A 14,652-nucleotide genomic window follows, 5' to 3' on the forward strand; every position below is an offset into this window, starting at 1 on the left:
CGATCTATGGCGCGTCGCGGGTGTAGTTCAATGGTAGAACGGCAGCTTCCCAAGCTGCATACGAGGGTTCGATTCCCTTCACCCGCTCCAGCCTCTCTTCCCTGGTTCCGTGATGCGCGGCTTGCCGGACCGTTGGCCCGCCGCCCCATGCCCCGCCGGCACGTGCGGCGTCTTCGCCCAGTAGTGCGGCCGGAAGACGAGTTCGAACAGGGCCCTCCAGGCGGCGACCGAGACGAGCAGCCACTGCAGCGGCAGCGCCCAGGTCCAGGGCAGGAGGTCGGGCCGGCCGATCGCCCGCACGGCCCGCCGGGCGATCACCACGGCCGCCCCGTGGCCGACCAGGACGGCGAAGCCCGCGACCCCGAGCAGCACCGCCCCCGACATGCCGCCGAGGTCCGGGATCGGTTTGAGCCCGGTCAGGTGCAGGCTGTAGGCGGCGAGCGCGAGCGGGTGCGCCAGAGGTGCGGCCACCTGCATGAAGGCGTTCGCGTGGAAGAGGAGCGCGCCCGGCAGGCCGATCTCGCGCACGAGGTCCAGCGGGCGGCGGCTGTGCACAAGCCAGGTGATCATCCAGCCCTTCAGCCACCGCGTGCGCTGGGGCAGCCAGATCCGGAACCGGTCCGGCGCCTCCTCGCGGGTGACGGAGTCCAGCACGCCGGACGAGAAGCCGTAGCGGGCGAGCCGGACGCCGAGGTCGGCGTCCTCCGTCACGTTGAACGGATCCCACCCATGGGCGATCACCAGCGCGTCCCGCTTGAAGTGGTTGGACGTGCCGCCGAGCGGCAGGGGCGCCCGGCGCCGGGCCAGCCAGGGCAGGAGGCCGGCGAAGAGGGCCGCATAGTCCACCGCGAACAGCCGCTGCAGGACGCCCGTGTCGCCGTCGATGCGAAGACCCGCCTGGACGCAGACTTGATGGTGCGGCCCGGCCGTCAACATGGCGGCGGCGGCGAGCAGCTGGTCCGGGTCCGGCCGGTCCTCCGCGTCGAACACGCCCACCAGGTCGCCCCGCGCGAAGGCGAGACCGTAGGTCAGCGCCCGCGGCTTGGTGCGCGGCCGGCCCGGCGGCACCACGATCACGTCGTATTCGGGCGTCCGGCAGGCCGCCTCCGCGGCCGCGATCGTCTCCGCGTCGTCCGCCTCCAGGAGAATCAGGATCTCCAGCCGGTCGCGCGGGTAGCGCAGCCGGTCGAGGGCCGCCACGAGGGAGGGCACCATGGCGGCCTCCCGGTAGAGGCAGACCATCACGGTGTAGAAGGGCAGGTCCCGTTCCGGGATCGCGGGTGGCGGCGTCGACAAGGGGGCGCTCGTCTCCAGGGCCACCAGGAAGCGGATCCCCGCCGTGATGTGGAAGAGCACGGCAGAGACCACGAAGAGCGTCCAGGTCACCGGCGGCCATCCGGTCAGGATCCCGGCGCACAGGCCCGCGACGGTCGCCAGGATGATCGCCCGGGCCGCCGGCGACGGGGCCGTCGAGGCCGAGAGCTGCGGCTCCGCCCGCGCGAGGTGATGGCGCACCCGCTGCTCGGTCCGCTCGGAGATCGCCCCCCTCAGGACGGCGCGCAGCCGCCGGGGCGTGGTGATGACGGCCGGGCTCGGCCAGCGGCCGCGCGGCTTCAGGTCGAGGAGCACGCGGTCGAGCGCATGGGGCGGCGGCGCCAGCACCGTCACGGTCGCGCCGTCCGGATCCGCCAGGCCCGCCGCGCCCAGCCGCGCGGCCCCACGCGCCGTCAGCCGCTCCGCGCGCCGCGGCCCGCCCCATCGGGTGAGCGGTTCGAACCGGGCGCCCGCCGTGGCGCACGCGGCCCGGTAGACCGCGTCCTCCGGCCACTCGGCGGCCATGGACGCGGAAGGCTCGTCGGCCGGCGCCGCGCCGGGCGGGGCGTCCGCCGTCGTCACGGCCGGCGCCGCGCCGGGCGGGGCGTCCGCCGTCGTCACGGCCGGCGCCTGCTCCCCCGCGGTCTCCATGCCGCCCGGCCGGCCCTCACCGTCCCCGTCCGGGGTCTTGCCGCCCGGTCCCGTCCTGAAGCTCCAACTCATCACGCGCTCCCGTCCGCACCGCCCCGCCGTCCGGATCCGGTTCCGCGCCCGCGCATCGACTGTCCGTCCGTGAGGGCGAGCGAACACGCCCGGCGCTTTCAGGGCCGGGTCCGGGCGCCGGTTCACCCGGCCGGCGCGGGATGCAATTCCAATCGATCGCGAAACCCACTAGCGTCCGGTCGAACGGCATCGTCAGCCCGCCGCTCCGGACATCGACCGGAGCCGGTGAGGGCGGACCACATGGGGCCAGACCATTGACGCTGTGGCGCTCTCCACACCTAACGCATGGATCGTTGTTTTTGACAATAGCGGTTGCCGGCCTGATCGCCGGGATACCGGCGCGTGCGGCCGAACTGCAACCCCTGCCCCGGTTCCTGGCCGAGACGCCGGCGGCCGCCGACGTGGCGAAGCCGGCGGCGATCCGCTTCGTCACCAGCGACGACTTCCCGCCGTTCAACTTCCTGGACGGATCGGGCCGGCTCGGCGGCTACAACGTGGAACTCGCCCGGGCCATCTGCCAGCGGCTGGGGGTGCCGTGCACGGTGCAGGTCCGGCCCTTTCCGCTGCTGGTCGACGCGCTGGTGGAGAATGCCGCCGACGCGGTGATCGCCGGCCTGAAGGACACGCCGGCGCTCCGCGACTATGTGATCCACACGGAAAGCTATCTGCGCCTGCCCGCCCGTTTCGTGGTCCGACGGGAGTGGACGCGGGCGGTCACCCCGGAGGCGATGGCCGGCGCCACCGTGGCGGTGCGGGCCGGCACCCGCACGCGCGATTTCCTGGCCGACTTCTACCCCGGCGCCCGCCGCACCGAGACGGCGTCCGACGAGGAGGCCTTCCGCCTGCTCCAGGCCGGCGAGGTGGATGCGGTGTTCACCGGCGGCCTCGGGGCGTCCTTCTGGCTCGCCGGCCCGGAATCCCGCACCTGCTGCCGCTTCGCCCCGGGCGCCTTCACCGAGCCGGCCTACATGGGCAAGGGCCTCACCATCGCGGTGGCCAAGGAGAATGTCGGCCTGAAGCGGCTGATCGATTCCACGCTCCGAAGCCTGGAAGCCGACGGCACCCTTGCGGATCTCCACTTAAGGTTCTTCCCGGTGGGACTGTATTGAGGGAGGGCGTGGCGCGCATCGCTCCGCCGCGCCTGCTTTCTGCTTGAGGGTGGGGTGGATAGGTTTGGGCGACGAGCGGCGTCGCGCGGGCACCCCCCACCCCAACCCTCCCCCACAAGGGGAGAGGGGGTCCGTGGCGGTTCAGGAGGGGATCGGAAGTGGCGGGGGGCGGTGCTCCGCCGCGCCTGCTTTCTGCTTGAGGGTGGGGTGGATCGGGTGGGGCGTCGCCTCGGACGACGACCAGCGTCGCGCGGGCACCCCCCACCCCGACCCTCCCCCGCAAGGGGAGAGGGGGTCCGTGGCGGTTCAGGAGGGGATCGGAAGTGGCGGGGTGCGATGGGAGCGTCGGGCTGCCAAAGTGAGTGTTTGTGGCGAGGGCGGACGCAGGGATGGGCCTGTGATGACGCTCGGATACGCCGAGGGTCCCCCTCTCCCCTTGAGGGAGAGGGTGGGGGAGAGGGGGAACCTCCTGGCCATCGGGAATGAGGGTCGCTTCCGGGAATGAGGGTCGCTTCCGGGCGTCCCGGCGGATCGCCTGACGGGCGCTGCCGAGCCTCGCTCCGGCTCAGAGGCCTCGGAGCACGCTCACCGCGGCCGCGACGGCGTCCGCGAGGGGGCCGCCGTTGTCGATGCGGTGGACGTCGGGGCCGGTCACCGGAGCCTCCACGCGGGCGAGGCGGGCGGCGATCTCGTCCGTGCTTTCGCGGCCGCGGGCCGCCAGCCGCGCCGCGAGGACCTCCGCGGGGGCGGTGATCTCCAGGACGGCGAAGCGCGGGAAGCGGGCGCGGGCGTCGGTGAGCACCGCGCGCGACAGGTTGGCCACCACCACGGCGCCCCCGTCCACCATGCGGCCATAGGCGGCCGGGATGCCGTAGCCGAGGCCGTGCGCCCGCCAGGAGAGCACGTAGGCCCCATCGGCGCAGGCCGCCTCGAAGGCGGCGGGGTCCAGGCAGTCGTGGTCCTCGCCGCCGTTCTGGTCGCGCGTCACCACCCGGCGGGCGAAGACGAAGCGCCCGTCCGAGGAGAGCTGCTCGCGCACGCGGCTCATGACCGTATCCTTGCCGGCGCCTGACGGGCCGACGACGGCGACGAAGGCGCCCGGCCGGCCGTCGGTCATGACACCCGCCGCCCTTCGCGCCAGACGGAGCGGACGAGCGGCACCTCGTGTTCGAGGTTGACCTGGACGAGGTCGGCGCGCCGGCCGGCCTCGATGACGCCGCGGTCGGTCAGCCCGGCCGCCTCGGCGGGGTTGCGGGTGATGGTGGCGATCGCCTCCGGTACGCCGACGCCCGGCACGTCGCCCGCCACCATGAAGGCCGCGTGGAGGAGCGAGAAGGGCACGTAGTCGGACGACAGGATGTCGAGGAGGCCCTCCTCCATCAGCGTCCGGGCGGCGATGTTGCCGGAGTGGGAACCGCCGCGCACCACGTTGGGCGCGCCCATCAGGATCTTCAGCCCGCCGTCCCGGGCCGCCCTGGCGGCCTCCATGGTGGTGGGGAATTCGGCGATGGTGACGCCGTGGGCGAGGCTTTCGGCCACGTGGGCGGCGGTCGCGTCGTCGTGGCTGGCGAGCACGATGCCGGCCGCGCGGCAGCGCTCGGCGATCTCGGCGCGGTGCGGCTCGGAGAACTGGGCGGCCTGGCCGACGCGCCGGTCGATCATGGCGAGGAAGGCCTCGTCCGACATGCCGGTCTTGCCCTGGTAGTAGATCCGGTAGTGGTCGAGCGAGGTGAACTGGCGCTGGCCGGGGGTATGGTCCATCAGGGAGGCGAGCTTCACCCGCCCGTCCCGCTCGAATAGCTTGAACACCTCCAGGGTGTCCGGAGCCGCCACCTCGCAGCGCAGATGGATGAAGTGATCCGCCCGCAGCCGGTCGGCGGCGACGCCCGCCTCGATGGCGTCGGCGAGGCGGCGCATGTCCTCGCCGTTGAGCTCGGCGTCATAGTCCATGCCGACCCGGAGCGCGTCGAACACGGTGGTGATGCCGGAGGCCGCCACCTGGGCGTCGTGGGCCTGGACGGAGGCGAGCGGGTTCCAGCGCACCTTGGGGCGCGGGGCGTAGTGGTTCTCCAGGTGGTCGGTGTGGAGTTCCACGATGCCCGGGATGAGCCAGTCGCCCTCCAGGTCGACGCCGGAGGCGGATCGCCCATCGGCGACCTCGGCGATCCGGCCGTCGCGGACGACGACGGTGCCGTCGATCACGTGGTCGGCGAGGACGACGCGGGCGTTGGTGAAGACGGTTTCGGCGGACATCGGTCGGTGCTTTCGGGCAGGGCGTTCGGACGAAAAGGGCGGATCAGCGCCCCGCGAGGGGCTTCAGGACATGGACGGTGAAGGGGCCGCCGCCCGGCGGCTCGGCGAAGAGGCCGAGGTGGTCGACGGTGACCGGCTCGGCCAGGATGTCGGCGAAATAGGCCCGGGCGGCCTCTTCCAGCCGGTCGCCCTCGGGGCCGAGCACGCGCTGGGAGAGGGTCATGTGGAAGCGGAAGGTGTCGAACACCGCCGGATAGCCCCAGGCCATCAGGTGGGCCTCCTCGCGGGGCGACAGCCCGGCCTTCCGGCGCTTCTCCACCTCCTGCACGGTCAGCGGTCGGCGGAAGGGCTCGAACGCGCGGACGCAGTCGTCGGCGAGCGCCTGGAGCGGCTCGGACGGCTCGTCCGGGATGATGGCGATGAAGCCGCCGAGCCGTCGGACCGCGAGCCGGACCCGGAACGGCGGGCGCTCGGCCGCGAAGGTCTCGAACCGGTCCACCAGCGCCGCCGCGCTCGCCCCCGGCTTCAGGCCGAAGGGGGCCTTCAGGGTGGCGTGAAAGCCGTAGCGGCGCGGGTCGGTGGTGAGGAGGCGGACGGTCTCCGGGTCGACGCCCTCCACCGCCGGCTGCGTGAGCGCCGCGCCCGTGAAGGCGTCCCGCCCGAGCCATCGGGCGCCCGCCTCGGCAAGCGGGCTGCCGGGCGGCGGGGCGAAGTAGATGGCGTAACGCATGGACCGCTTGTCCCCCATTCTTACTTTAGCGCACTGCTCCTAGGCGGCGCTCATGTCACCAGGGTGACGGTCGGCCTCCCGTTCGAAGCGGTCGCAGAACGCCGCCACGTCCGTATCGCGGAAGTCAGCGAGGCGGGCAAGCACCGTCTCGACCGGCCAGTCCCACCAGGCGATCCGGATCAGCCGCTCTGCGATATCCCGCGAGAATCGCTCGCGGATCGGCTTCGCCGGCACGCCCCCGACGATGGTGTAGGGCGCCACGTCCCGGCTCACCACGGCGCCTGCCGCCAGCACCGCCCCGTCGCCCACGGTCACGCCCGGCAGCACCGTAACCCCGTGGCCGATCCACACGTCGTTGCCGATCGTCACCCGCGCGCCCCGGCGCGCCGCGAAGAAGGCGTGGTCGCGCTCCAGCGCGGTGTCGTAGTATTCCGGCGTGTAGGTGAGCCGGTGCTGGGTCGGCCGATCCATCGGATGGTTCGGCGCGCCGATCCGGACCTTGTCGGCGATGGCGCAATAGCGGCCGATGGTGGCGTCCGCCACGCTGCAGTCCTCGCCGATGTAGGACATGTCGCCGACGGTGGCGTAGGAGACGCGCGAATCCTTCAGGATCTCGCAGCGCTGACCGACCACCGCCTCGCGCAGGCGCACGGTCGGATCGATGAAGGTCTCGGCCAGCTTGGCCTTCGGTGTCTGGCTCATGGGAGTCTCCCTCAGGCTGCCGCGCGGAACGACATGACGTCGACGATCCGGTCGGCCACCGCCGAGCGCACCTCCTCGTCGTGGAAGATGCCGAGCATCGCGACGCCCTGGCGCTTCTTTTCGCGGATCAGGTCCACCACCACGGCCCGGTTGGCGGCGTCCAGGGACGCGGTCGGCTCGTCGAGGAGGAGGATCGGGTGGTCGGTGACGAAGCCGCGGGCGACGTTCACCCGCTGCTGCTCGCCGCCGGAGAAGGTGGCGGGCGGCAGGGCGAACAGCCGCTCGGGCACGTTCAGCCTGGACAGGATCTCCCGCGCCCGGGAGCGGGCGAGCGCCCGGTCGACGCCGCGCGAGACGAGCGGCTCGGCCACCACGTCGAGGGCCGAGACCCTCGGAACCACCCGCAGGAACTGGCTCACGTAGCCGATCGTGGACTGCCGGAGGCGGACGATCCGGCGCGGGTCGGCGCTCGCCACGTCGACGAGCCTGTCGCCGTCGCGGACGAGGATCTGGCCGCCGTCGGCGCCGTAGTTGCCGTAGACCATCTTCAGGATCGAACTCTTGCCCGCTCCCGACGGCCCGCCGAGGACGACGCATTCGCCCGCGTCGACGGAGAAGTCCACGCCCTGGACCACGGGCAGCTGCACCCCGCCCTGAAGATGCATGACAAAGGACTTGGAGAGACCGGAGACGACGATACGCGTTGCCATGGTGTGTCCTCAGACCTGCAGGATGGAGGAGACGAGGAGCTGGGTGTAGGGCTCCCGCGGGTCGTCGAGCACCCGGTCGGTGAGGCCGTGCTCGATCACCTCGCCGCCCTTCATCACCAGCATGCGGTCGGAAAGGAGCCGGGCGACCGCCAGATCGTGGGTGACCACGATGGCGGCGAGGCCGAGATCCGCCACCAGCTGGCGCAGGAGATCGAGGAGCCGCGCCTGGACGGAGACGTCGAGCCCGCCGGTCGGCTCGTCCATGAAGACGAGACGCGGCCGGGTCACTAGGTTGCGGGCGATCTGCAAGCGCTGGCGCATGCCGCCGGAGAAGGCGCGCGGGTCGTCGTCGATCCGGTCGGCTTCGATCTCCACCCGGGCGAGCCAGTCGAGGGCGGTCGACCGGATCCGGCCGTAGTGCCGGTCGCCGACGGCCATCAGCCGCTCGCCCACGTTGGCGCCGGCCGAGACCGTCATGCGCAGGCCGTCGGCCGGGTTCTGGTGCACGAAGCCCCAGTCGGTGCGGGCGAGCAGGCGCCGCTCCGCCTCGGTGAGCGAGAAGAGACCGCGCAGCCGGCCGTCCCGCATGCGGAACTCCACCGAGCCGGCGGTCGGCGTCAGCCGGCCGGCGAGGCAGTTGAGGAGCGTGGTCTTGCCGGACCCGCTCTCGCCGACCACGGCGACCACCTCGCCGGGGTAGACGTCGAGGCTCACGTCGCGGCAGCCGAGGCGGGAGCCGTAGTAGTGGGACAGGCGGGACACCTTGAGGAGCGGGCGCTCCTCCTCGGCGTCCGGCAGGGTGGCGACGGCGGACATCAGCGGCTCTCCCCGGACAGGGCGCCCCGGTGGCCTTCGGCCCGGCGCTCCTCGCAGTGGTCGGTGTCGGAGCAGACGAACATGCGCCCTCCCCTGTCGTCGAGGATGACCTCGTCCAGGTAGACGCCCTCGGCGCCGCACAGGGCGCAGGGCTCCTTGAAGGTCTGGATCCGGAACGGATGGTCCTCGAAGTCGAGGCTGACAACGTCCGTGTGCGGCGGCACCGCGTAGATGCGCTTCTCGCGGCCGGCGCCGAAAAGCTGCAGCGCCTTGGAGCGGTGCATCTTCGGGTTGTCGAACTTCGGCGTCGGCGACGGATCCATGATGTAGCGGCCCTCCACCTTCACCGGGTAGGCGTAGGTGGTGGCGATGTGGCCGTGCCGGGCGATGTCCTCGTAGAGCTTCACGTGCATGAGGCCGTATTCCTCCAGCCCGTGCAGCTTGCGCGTCTCGGTCTCGCGCGGCTCCAGGTAGCGCAGGGGCTCCGGGATCGGCACCTGGTAGACGAGGATCTGGTGCGCCTGCAGGGTCCGCTCCGGGATCCGGTGGCGGGTCTGGATGACGGTCGCGTCGGCGGTTCGGGTCGTCGTGGCGACGCCGGCCGTCTTCTGGAAGAAGCCGCGGATCGCCACCGCGTTGGTGGTGTCGTCGGCGCCCTGGTCGATGACCTTCAGCACGTCGTCGGGCCCGAGCACCGCCGCCGTCACCTGCACGCCGCCGGTACCCCAGCCGTAGGGCATGGGCATCTCGCGGGAGGCGAACGGCACCTGATAGCCCGGAATGGCGATCCCCTTCAGGATCGCGCGCCGGATCATGCGCTTGGTCTGCTCGTCGAGGTAGGCGAAGGAATAGGTTCGCAGGTTCGCCTGGTCGTCGAGGACGGCCCCGGGCGCCCCCTCTCTCCCGCTCTCTCCCACGAGGGGAGAGAGGGCTCCGTTCAGCTCTACACCGGCGTCCGCGCCCGCTCCGGACCCGCCAACGGGCCCTCTCTCCCCTCGTGGGAGAGAGTTGGAGAGAGGGGGGAACCTCGCGTCATCCATGTCAGTCATTCGGCGGCCTCCTGGCGGGCGGCGATCTCGGCGCGCATGCGGCGGATGAGGTCGAGTTCGGCCTGGAAGTCCACGTAGTGGGGCAGCTTCAGGTGCTCCACGAAGCCGGTGGACTGCACGTTGTCGGAATGGGAGAGGACGAATTCCTCGTCCTGGGCGGGCGCCACCCGGTCCTCGCCGAGGTCGCCGGCCCGGAGCGCCCGGTCGACGAGCGACATGGCCATGGCCTTGCGCTCCTGATGGCCGAACACGAGGCCGTAGCCGCGGGTGAAGGCGGGGGGCGCCTTGGCGGAGCCTTTGAACTGGGTGACCATCTGGCACTCGGTCACGGTGATGCGGCCGATGGCGACCGAGAAGCCGAGTTCCGGCACGTCGATCTCCACCTCCACGTCGCCGAGCCGGATCTCGCCCACGAACGGGTGGGTCCGGCCATAGCCGCGCTGGGTGGAATAGCCGAGCGCCAGGAGGAAGCCCTCGTCGCCGCGGGCGAGCGCCTGGAGGCGGAGATCCCGGTCGGCGGGAAAGCTCAGGGGCTCGCGGGTGAGGTCGCCGACGGGCGCGTCGGTTTCGGCCGGGTCCGGCTCGATCAGGCCCTCGTCGTTGAGAAGATCGGTCACCCGGGGCATGGCGGTCTCGTCCGCCGGACGTTCGGCCGGGTCCGGCAGGTCCGGGTCGCCGGCCAGCAAGGGGTCGAGCAGCCGGTGGGTGTAGTCGAAGGTGGGGCCGAGGCACTGGCCGCCCGGCAGGTCCTTGAAGGTCGCCGAGATGCGCCGGCGCACCAGCATGGCGGCCGTGTCCACCGGCCGGGAGAAGCCGAAGCGCGGCAGGGTGGTCCGGTAGGCCCGCAGAAGGAAGATGGCCTCGATCAGGTCGCCCCGGGCCTGCTTCACCGCGAGGGCGGCGAGGTCCCGGTCGTAGAGCGAGCCTTCCGCCATCACGCGGTCGACCGCCAGGGTGAGCTGTTCGGCGATCTGGGCGAGCGTGAGAGCGGGGACCGAGCGGTCGCCCCGGCGCTCGTGGGCGAGCAGGCGGTGGGCGGCGGCGATCGCCTGTTCGCCCCCTTTGACGGCAACATACATGGCGTCACTCCGTGGTGGCGAGGCGGGCCGAGCGGGGCAGGCCCGCGACGAGCCCGTCGGCGACGAAGACGATGTCGACGCCGCGCGGGAAGAGCGCCCGGTTGGCGGCCCACTGGTCGAGGAAGCCGATCCGTTCCGGGTGGGCGGCGAACCGGCGGGGCGTCTCGAACCCCGGCCCGGTGAAGAGCGGCCCGGCGGCCGTGTCGAAGCGCTCCACCGCGATGACGAGCGTGGTCGAGCGGTCCGGATACTCGGCCGTGCCCTGGGCGAAGGCGGAGAGCGGCGGCAGGCGCGCCGGATCGGCCACCAGGGCGAACGCCGCGTCCATCGGCTCGGCGGTGACCGGCGCGCCGGTGTGGAAGGCGAGCCAGGCGCGCACCGCGTCCGATGCGGCGAGCGCCGGGTCCAGCCACACGGGCGTGTCCGGATCGGCGAGCGTCAGCGCGACCGCGCCGAGTTCGGCCGTGAGCGGCGCCGGCGGCCGAGCCGAGGGCGGCAGCGGCACCGGCCGGGCCGGCTCGGCGAGCGCCGCCATCACGGCCCGGAACACGGCCTGGGACTGGAACACGGGATCGTGGAAGCCCCCTTCGAGGGTGTCTGCCGTCAGGGCGGCCATCAGTCGTCTCCCCGGACCATGGTGAAGAAATCGACGCGGGTGGCGGCCGTCTCGGAGCGGGCCGAGTCGTCCTCCGCAGCGAGGCGGGCGCGGACGGGCGCGATCACTGCGGCCTCCACGGCCGGGCGCGTCCGCGGCCGCTGCCAGAGGGCGTCGAACACCGCGACGAGGCGCGCCTGCACCCGGTCGCGGCCGAGCACGTGGCCGGTGCCGACCGTGCCGTCGCCGAGCCTAACCGTGCAGCGGGTCACGGTCGTCTCGCCGAGGTTGAACGGGCGCCCGCCGCCGCCCATGCGGCCGCGCACCATCACGAGCCCGGTCTCGGGCGCCCGGACGTCGAAGACGTCCGGCTTGTCGGGCCAGGCGGTCCAGGCGGCAGCGAGGTCGTCCCTGGTGGCGCGGGCCAGGACGCCGAGGACGGCGCGACGGGCGTCCGTATCGGCGTCGAGGCCTGAGAGACTGGTCATGGCAGGTCTCCGTTCAATTGGTCTATACATCTATACCACTGGACCCGCGACGATGCATAGACCGTCCGGATGACAAGCCGATGACGGCTGGACGGGATCCGGCGGACGGAAAAGAAGGCCGGAGACGCGGCGGATGATTGTGACAATCGCCGCCTGTATGAGTGGCCGGACCGATGCGAATCGAACCATGGGGACACGACGGCCCGATGACAGAAGGCATGGAGCGCGGCGGCGGCATCGCGCTCTGGCGACAGATCGCCGAGCAGATCAGGACCGAGATCGCCACGGGGGTCTACGCGGTGGGCGACCGCCTGCCGCCGGAGGCCGACCTGGCGGCCCGGTTCGGCGTGAACCGCCACACCCTGCGGCGCGCCATGGCGGCGCTCGCCGAGGCCGACGTGGTGCGGATCGACCAGGGCCGCGGCACCTTCGTGCAGGCCGGGAGGCTCAGCTACCCGATCCGGCGGCGGACCCGATTCTCGGAAATCGTCTCGGCCCAGGCGCGCGAACCCTCCGGCCGCCTGATCGGCCACCGGCTGGAGGTGGCTGACGAGGCGGTCGCCACGCGGTTGAAGGTGGCGGCCGGCACGCCGGTACACCGGGTGGAGAGCCTGTCGGTCGCCGACGGCGTGCCGATCTCGCTCGCCGAGCACTGGATCCCGGCCGAGCGCTTCCCCCGCCTCGTGGAGGTCTACGCGGAGACCGGGTCCTTCACCAAGGTGCTCGAGGCCCACGGCGTGACCGACTACACCCGCCGGTCCACCCGGGTGACGGCGCGGGTGGCGGACGCCCTGGAAGGCCAGCGGCTCGGCCTGCCGCCGGGCTCCGCCGTGCTCGTGACGGAGAACATCGACGTGGACACGGCGGGCACGCCCGTGCAGACCTCCCGGACGCTGTTCGCCGGCGAGCGCGTGGAACTGGTGGTGGAACAGGGCGACGATCCGGCTTGAGGCGGCCTGCCGCATGCGGCACTCTCCTGCGCTTCAACGACAGAGGAGCGCGGTTCATGTCCATCATCGTGGCGGTCGAGGGCTGGTCGCCGGCCGATTGGATCGAGGGCCTGAAGGCGGTGGCGCCGGACCGCGCCGTCCTGACGCCCGGCGACGACGTGGACCTCGCCGCGGTGGACTATGCGCTCGTCTGGAAGCCGCGGCCCGGCTATCTGGCCAGCCTGCCGAACCTGAAGGTCATCTTCTCGCTCGGCGCCGGCGTCGACCACCTGACGTCCGACCCGGACCTGCCGGACCTGCCGGTGGTGCGGATCGTCGACCCGGATCTCACCGGCCGGATGACCGAGTGGGTCCTCCTCCAGGTGCTGATGCACCATCGCCAGCAGCGGGCCTACGACGCCTTCCAGGCGAGGAAGACGTGGAAGTCGCTGCGCCAGTGGTCCTCGGCGGACGTCCGGGTCGGGATCATGGGCCTCGGCGTGCTCGGGATCGACGCCGCGCGGGCGCTGTCGGGCCTCGGCTTCCCGGTCGCCGGCTGGAGCCGGTCGCCGAAGACGGAGCCGGGCATCGACTGCTATTCCGGCGAGGCGGGCCTCGGCCCCTTCCTCGCCCGCACGGACATCCTGGTCGTGCTCCTGCCGCTCACTGAAGATACCCGGGGCATCCTCGACGCGTCGCTCGTCGACCGGCTCGCCAAGGACGGACCGCTCGGCGGCCCGGTGATTGTCAACGGCGGGCGCGGCGGCCTGCAGGTGGAGGACGACATCGTCGCGGCGCTGAAGGACGGGCGGCTGAGGGCCGCCAGCCTCGACGTGTTCGTCACCGAGCCGCTGCCGGCGGAAAGCCCGCTCTGGGACGCGCCGAACCTCACCATCACGCCGCACGTGGCCGCGGAGAGCGACCCCCTGGCGCTCAGCCGCTACGTGGCCCGCCAGATCGCCGCCTTCGAGCGCGGCGAGCCGCTGCAGAACCTGGTGGACCGCTCGCGCGGCTACTGAGCGGGGCGGCAAACGGAAAACGGGCGCGCCCGTCTCCAGGGCGCGCCCGCGCGTCGTTTCGAAACGGCCGGATCAGCCGAACAGCTTGCCGGCGATCCCGGCCACGAAGCGGCCCTGGAAGCGGGCGCCCTCGAGCTCGTTCTCGCTCGGCTGGCGCGAGCCGTCGCCGCCGGCGAGCGTGCTGGCGCCGTAGGGCGTGCCGCCGGTGATCTCGTCCATCTTCATCTGGCCAGGGAAGGCGTAGGGCAGGCCGACGACCACCATGCCGTGGTGGAAGAACACCGTGTGCATGGACGTGAGCGTCGTCTCCTGGCCGCCGTGCTGGGTGGCCGTGGAGGTGAAGGCCGACGCCACCTTGCCGACCAGCTTGCCCTGAGCCCAGAGGCCACCGGTCTGGTCGAGGAAGTTCTTCATCTGGGCGGCCATGTTGCCGTAGCGGGTCGGCGAGCCGAAGATGATCGCGTCGTAGTCGGCGAGTTCGGTGGGGTCGGCGATCGGGGCCGCCTGGTCGAGCTTGTAGTGGGCGGAGGAGGCCACTTCCTGAGGAACCAGCTCGGGCACGCGCTTCACGGTCACCGTCGCGCCGGCGGAGCGGGCGCCTTCGGCCACCGCGTTCGCCATCTTCTCCACGTGACCCCAGCTGGAATAGTAGAGCACCAGGACCTTTGCCATCCGTTCATTCCCTTCAGTTCGGCTGTGCGACCGACGCGCACGGGGCGCCTCGCTCGCCCACCCATATCGGGTCGGCGGACGCCGAAGTGACCCCTGAACACAGTGTTGCCGGATCGCTGAACAGTCGGGGACGGGCCGTTCACCCGCCCCCTCTCACACCCGGAACGGCGTGCCGCCCCGACCGGTTCCCCTGCCCGGCCGCCCTTGTGAGGGCGCGCGACCTCTGCCAGAGTGTCGATGTAATCGGTTACTTTCGGGCGCCGGCCGCCTCCGGCCGCGTCGGACGACGACCGCCGGGCCATGGCGTCCGGCACTCCCGGGGAGGAGTTCACGCTGATGAGGACGATCAAGGGACCGGCCATCTTCCTGGCCCAGTTCGCCGGCGACAACCCGCCGTTCAACTCGCTCGACGCGATCTGCGGCTGGGCGGCCGGCCTCGGCTTCAAGGGCGTCCAGATCCCCAC

General features: G+C 72.2%; 15 protein-coding genes, 1 tRNA gene and 1 pseudogene. 5 read left to right on the forward strand and 12 right to left on the reverse strand.

Features of this window, described 5'->3' with window-relative positions:
• Positions 1–16 precede the first annotated feature (16 nt).
• A tRNA-Gly gene (locus HND91_RS20075) sits at positions 17–90 on the forward strand.
• Here the strand turns inward: HND91_RS20075 and HND91_RS20080 are convergent.
• On the reverse strand, positions 79–2,037 hold the full coding sequence (locus tag HND91_RS20080) for a glycosyltransferase (RefSeq protein WP_181708390.1): 1,959 nt from the start codon (positions 2,035–2,037) through the stop codon (positions 79–81). The genes HND91_RS20075 and HND91_RS20080 overlap by 12 nt on opposite strands.
• A gap of 299 nt (positions 2,038–2,336) precedes the next feature.
• Here HND91_RS20080 and HND91_RS20085 point away from each other — a divergent pair, with 299 nt between their 5' ends.
• Positions 2,337–3,146 carry a transporter substrate-binding domain-containing protein gene (locus HND91_RS20085; RefSeq protein WP_181708391.1) on the forward strand — a complete coding sequence of 270 codons (810 nt, stop codon included), beginning with the start codon at positions 2,337–2,339 and terminating at the stop codon, positions 3,144–3,146.
• A gap of 565 nt (positions 3,147–3,711) precedes the next feature.
• Here the strand turns inward: HND91_RS20085 and phnN are convergent.
• From phnN to phnG, 10 genes are all read right to left on the reverse strand, one after another.
• Positions 3,712–4,263: a phosphonate metabolism protein/1,5-bisphosphokinase (PRPP-forming) PhnN gene (gene phnN, locus HND91_RS20090; RefSeq protein WP_181708392.1), complete on the reverse strand. Its 552-nt coding sequence runs from the start codon at positions 4,261–4,263 to the stop codon at positions 3,712–3,714.
• On the reverse strand, positions 4,260–5,399 hold the full coding sequence (locus HND91_RS20095; RefSeq protein WP_181708393.1) for an alpha-D-ribose 1-methylphosphonate 5-triphosphate diphosphatase: 1,140 nt from the start codon (positions 5,397–5,399) through the stop codon (positions 4,260–4,262). The genes phnN and HND91_RS20095 overlap by 4 nt, the downstream gene beginning before the upstream one ends.
• Before the next feature lie 43 nt (positions 5,400–5,442).
• Positions 5,443–6,129 (reverse strand): DUF1045 domain-containing protein, encoded by a 687-nt coding sequence (locus tag HND91_RS20100; protein ID WP_181708394.1) that lies wholly within the window; start codon positions 6,127–6,129, stop codon positions 5,443–5,445.
• Positions 6,130–6,168: 39 nt separating this feature from the next.
• Positions 6,169–6,831, reverse strand: a complete 663-nt coding sequence (locus HND91_RS20105; protein WP_181708395.1) for a DapH/DapD/GlmU-related protein — start codon at positions 6,829–6,831, stop codon at positions 6,169–6,171.
• Positions 6,832–6,842: 11 nt separating this feature from the next.
• The gene (gene phnL, locus HND91_RS20110; RefSeq protein ID WP_181708396.1) at positions 6,843–7,541 is read right to left on the reverse strand and encodes a phosphonate C-P lyase system protein PhnL; all 699 of its coding nucleotides are present in this window, start codon (positions 7,539–7,541) and stop codon (positions 6,843–6,845) included.
• Positions 7,542–7,550: 9 nt separating this feature from the next.
• The gene (phnK, locus tag HND91_RS20115) at positions 7,551–8,357 is read right to left on the reverse strand and encodes a phosphonate C-P lyase system protein PhnK (protein WP_181708397.1); all 807 of its coding nucleotides are present in this window, start codon (positions 8,355–8,357) and stop codon (positions 7,551–7,553) included.
• Entirely contained in the window at positions 8,357–9,274 is a 918-nt protein-coding gene (locus HND91_RS20120) for an alpha-D-ribose 1-methylphosphonate 5-phosphate C-P-lyase PhnJ (RefSeq protein WP_425485505.1), read from the reverse strand. The genes phnK and HND91_RS20120 overlap by 1 nt, the downstream gene beginning before the upstream one ends.
• A gap of 128 nt (positions 9,275–9,402) precedes the next feature.
• Positions 9,403–10,485 (reverse strand): carbon-phosphorus lyase complex subunit, encoded by a 1,083-nt coding sequence (locus tag HND91_RS20125; protein WP_181708398.1) that lies wholly within the window; start codon positions 10,483–10,485, stop codon positions 9,403–9,405.
• 4 nt (positions 10,486–10,489) lie between these two features.
• The gene (gene phnH, locus HND91_RS20130; RefSeq protein WP_181708399.1) at positions 10,490–11,101 is read right to left on the reverse strand and encodes a phosphonate C-P lyase system protein PhnH; all 612 of its coding nucleotides are present in this window, start codon (positions 11,099–11,101) and stop codon (positions 10,490–10,492) included.
• Entirely contained in the window at positions 11,101–11,568 is a 468-nt protein-coding gene (gene phnG / locus HND91_RS20135; RefSeq protein WP_181708400.1) for a phosphonate C-P lyase system protein PhnG, read from the reverse strand. Before phnG ends, phnH begins: the two co-directional genes overlap by 1 nt.
• A 206-nt stretch (positions 11,569–11,774) precedes the next feature.
• Between phnG and phnF the strand changes: the two genes are divergently transcribed.
• On the forward strand, positions 11,775–12,518 hold the full coding sequence (phnF, locus tag HND91_RS20140) for a phosphonate metabolism transcriptional regulator PhnF (RefSeq protein ID WP_181708401.1): 744 nt from the start codon (positions 11,775–11,777) through the stop codon (positions 12,516–12,518).
• A gap of 56 nt (positions 12,519–12,574) precedes the next feature.
• Complete coding sequence (locus tag HND91_RS20145; protein WP_181708402.1) at positions 12,575–13,516, forward strand: 2-hydroxyacid dehydrogenase; 942 nt, start codon at positions 12,575–12,577, stop codon at positions 13,514–13,516.
• 72 nt (positions 13,517–13,588) lie between these two features.
• On the opposite strand, the gene wrbA is transcribed toward HND91_RS20145, so the two are convergent.
• Positions 13,589–14,188, reverse strand: a complete 600-nt coding sequence (gene wrbA, locus HND91_RS20150; protein WP_181708403.1) for an NAD(P)H:quinone oxidoreductase — start codon at positions 14,186–14,188, stop codon at positions 13,589–13,591.
• A gap of 336 nt (positions 14,189–14,524) precedes the next feature.
• On the opposite strand from wrbA, the pseudogene HND91_RS22955 reads away from it, so the two are divergent.
• Positions 14,525–14,652, forward strand: a pseudogene (locus tag HND91_RS22955) (sugar phosphate isomerase/epimerase); the annotation flags it as partial.

Origin of the sequence: Chthonobacter rhizosphaerae (assembly GCF_013839525.1) — a bacterium.
In the GTDB taxonomy this organism is placed as follows: domain Bacteria; phylum Pseudomonadota; class Alphaproteobacteria; order Rhizobiales; family Pleomorphomonadaceae; genus Chthonobacter; species Chthonobacter rhizosphaerae.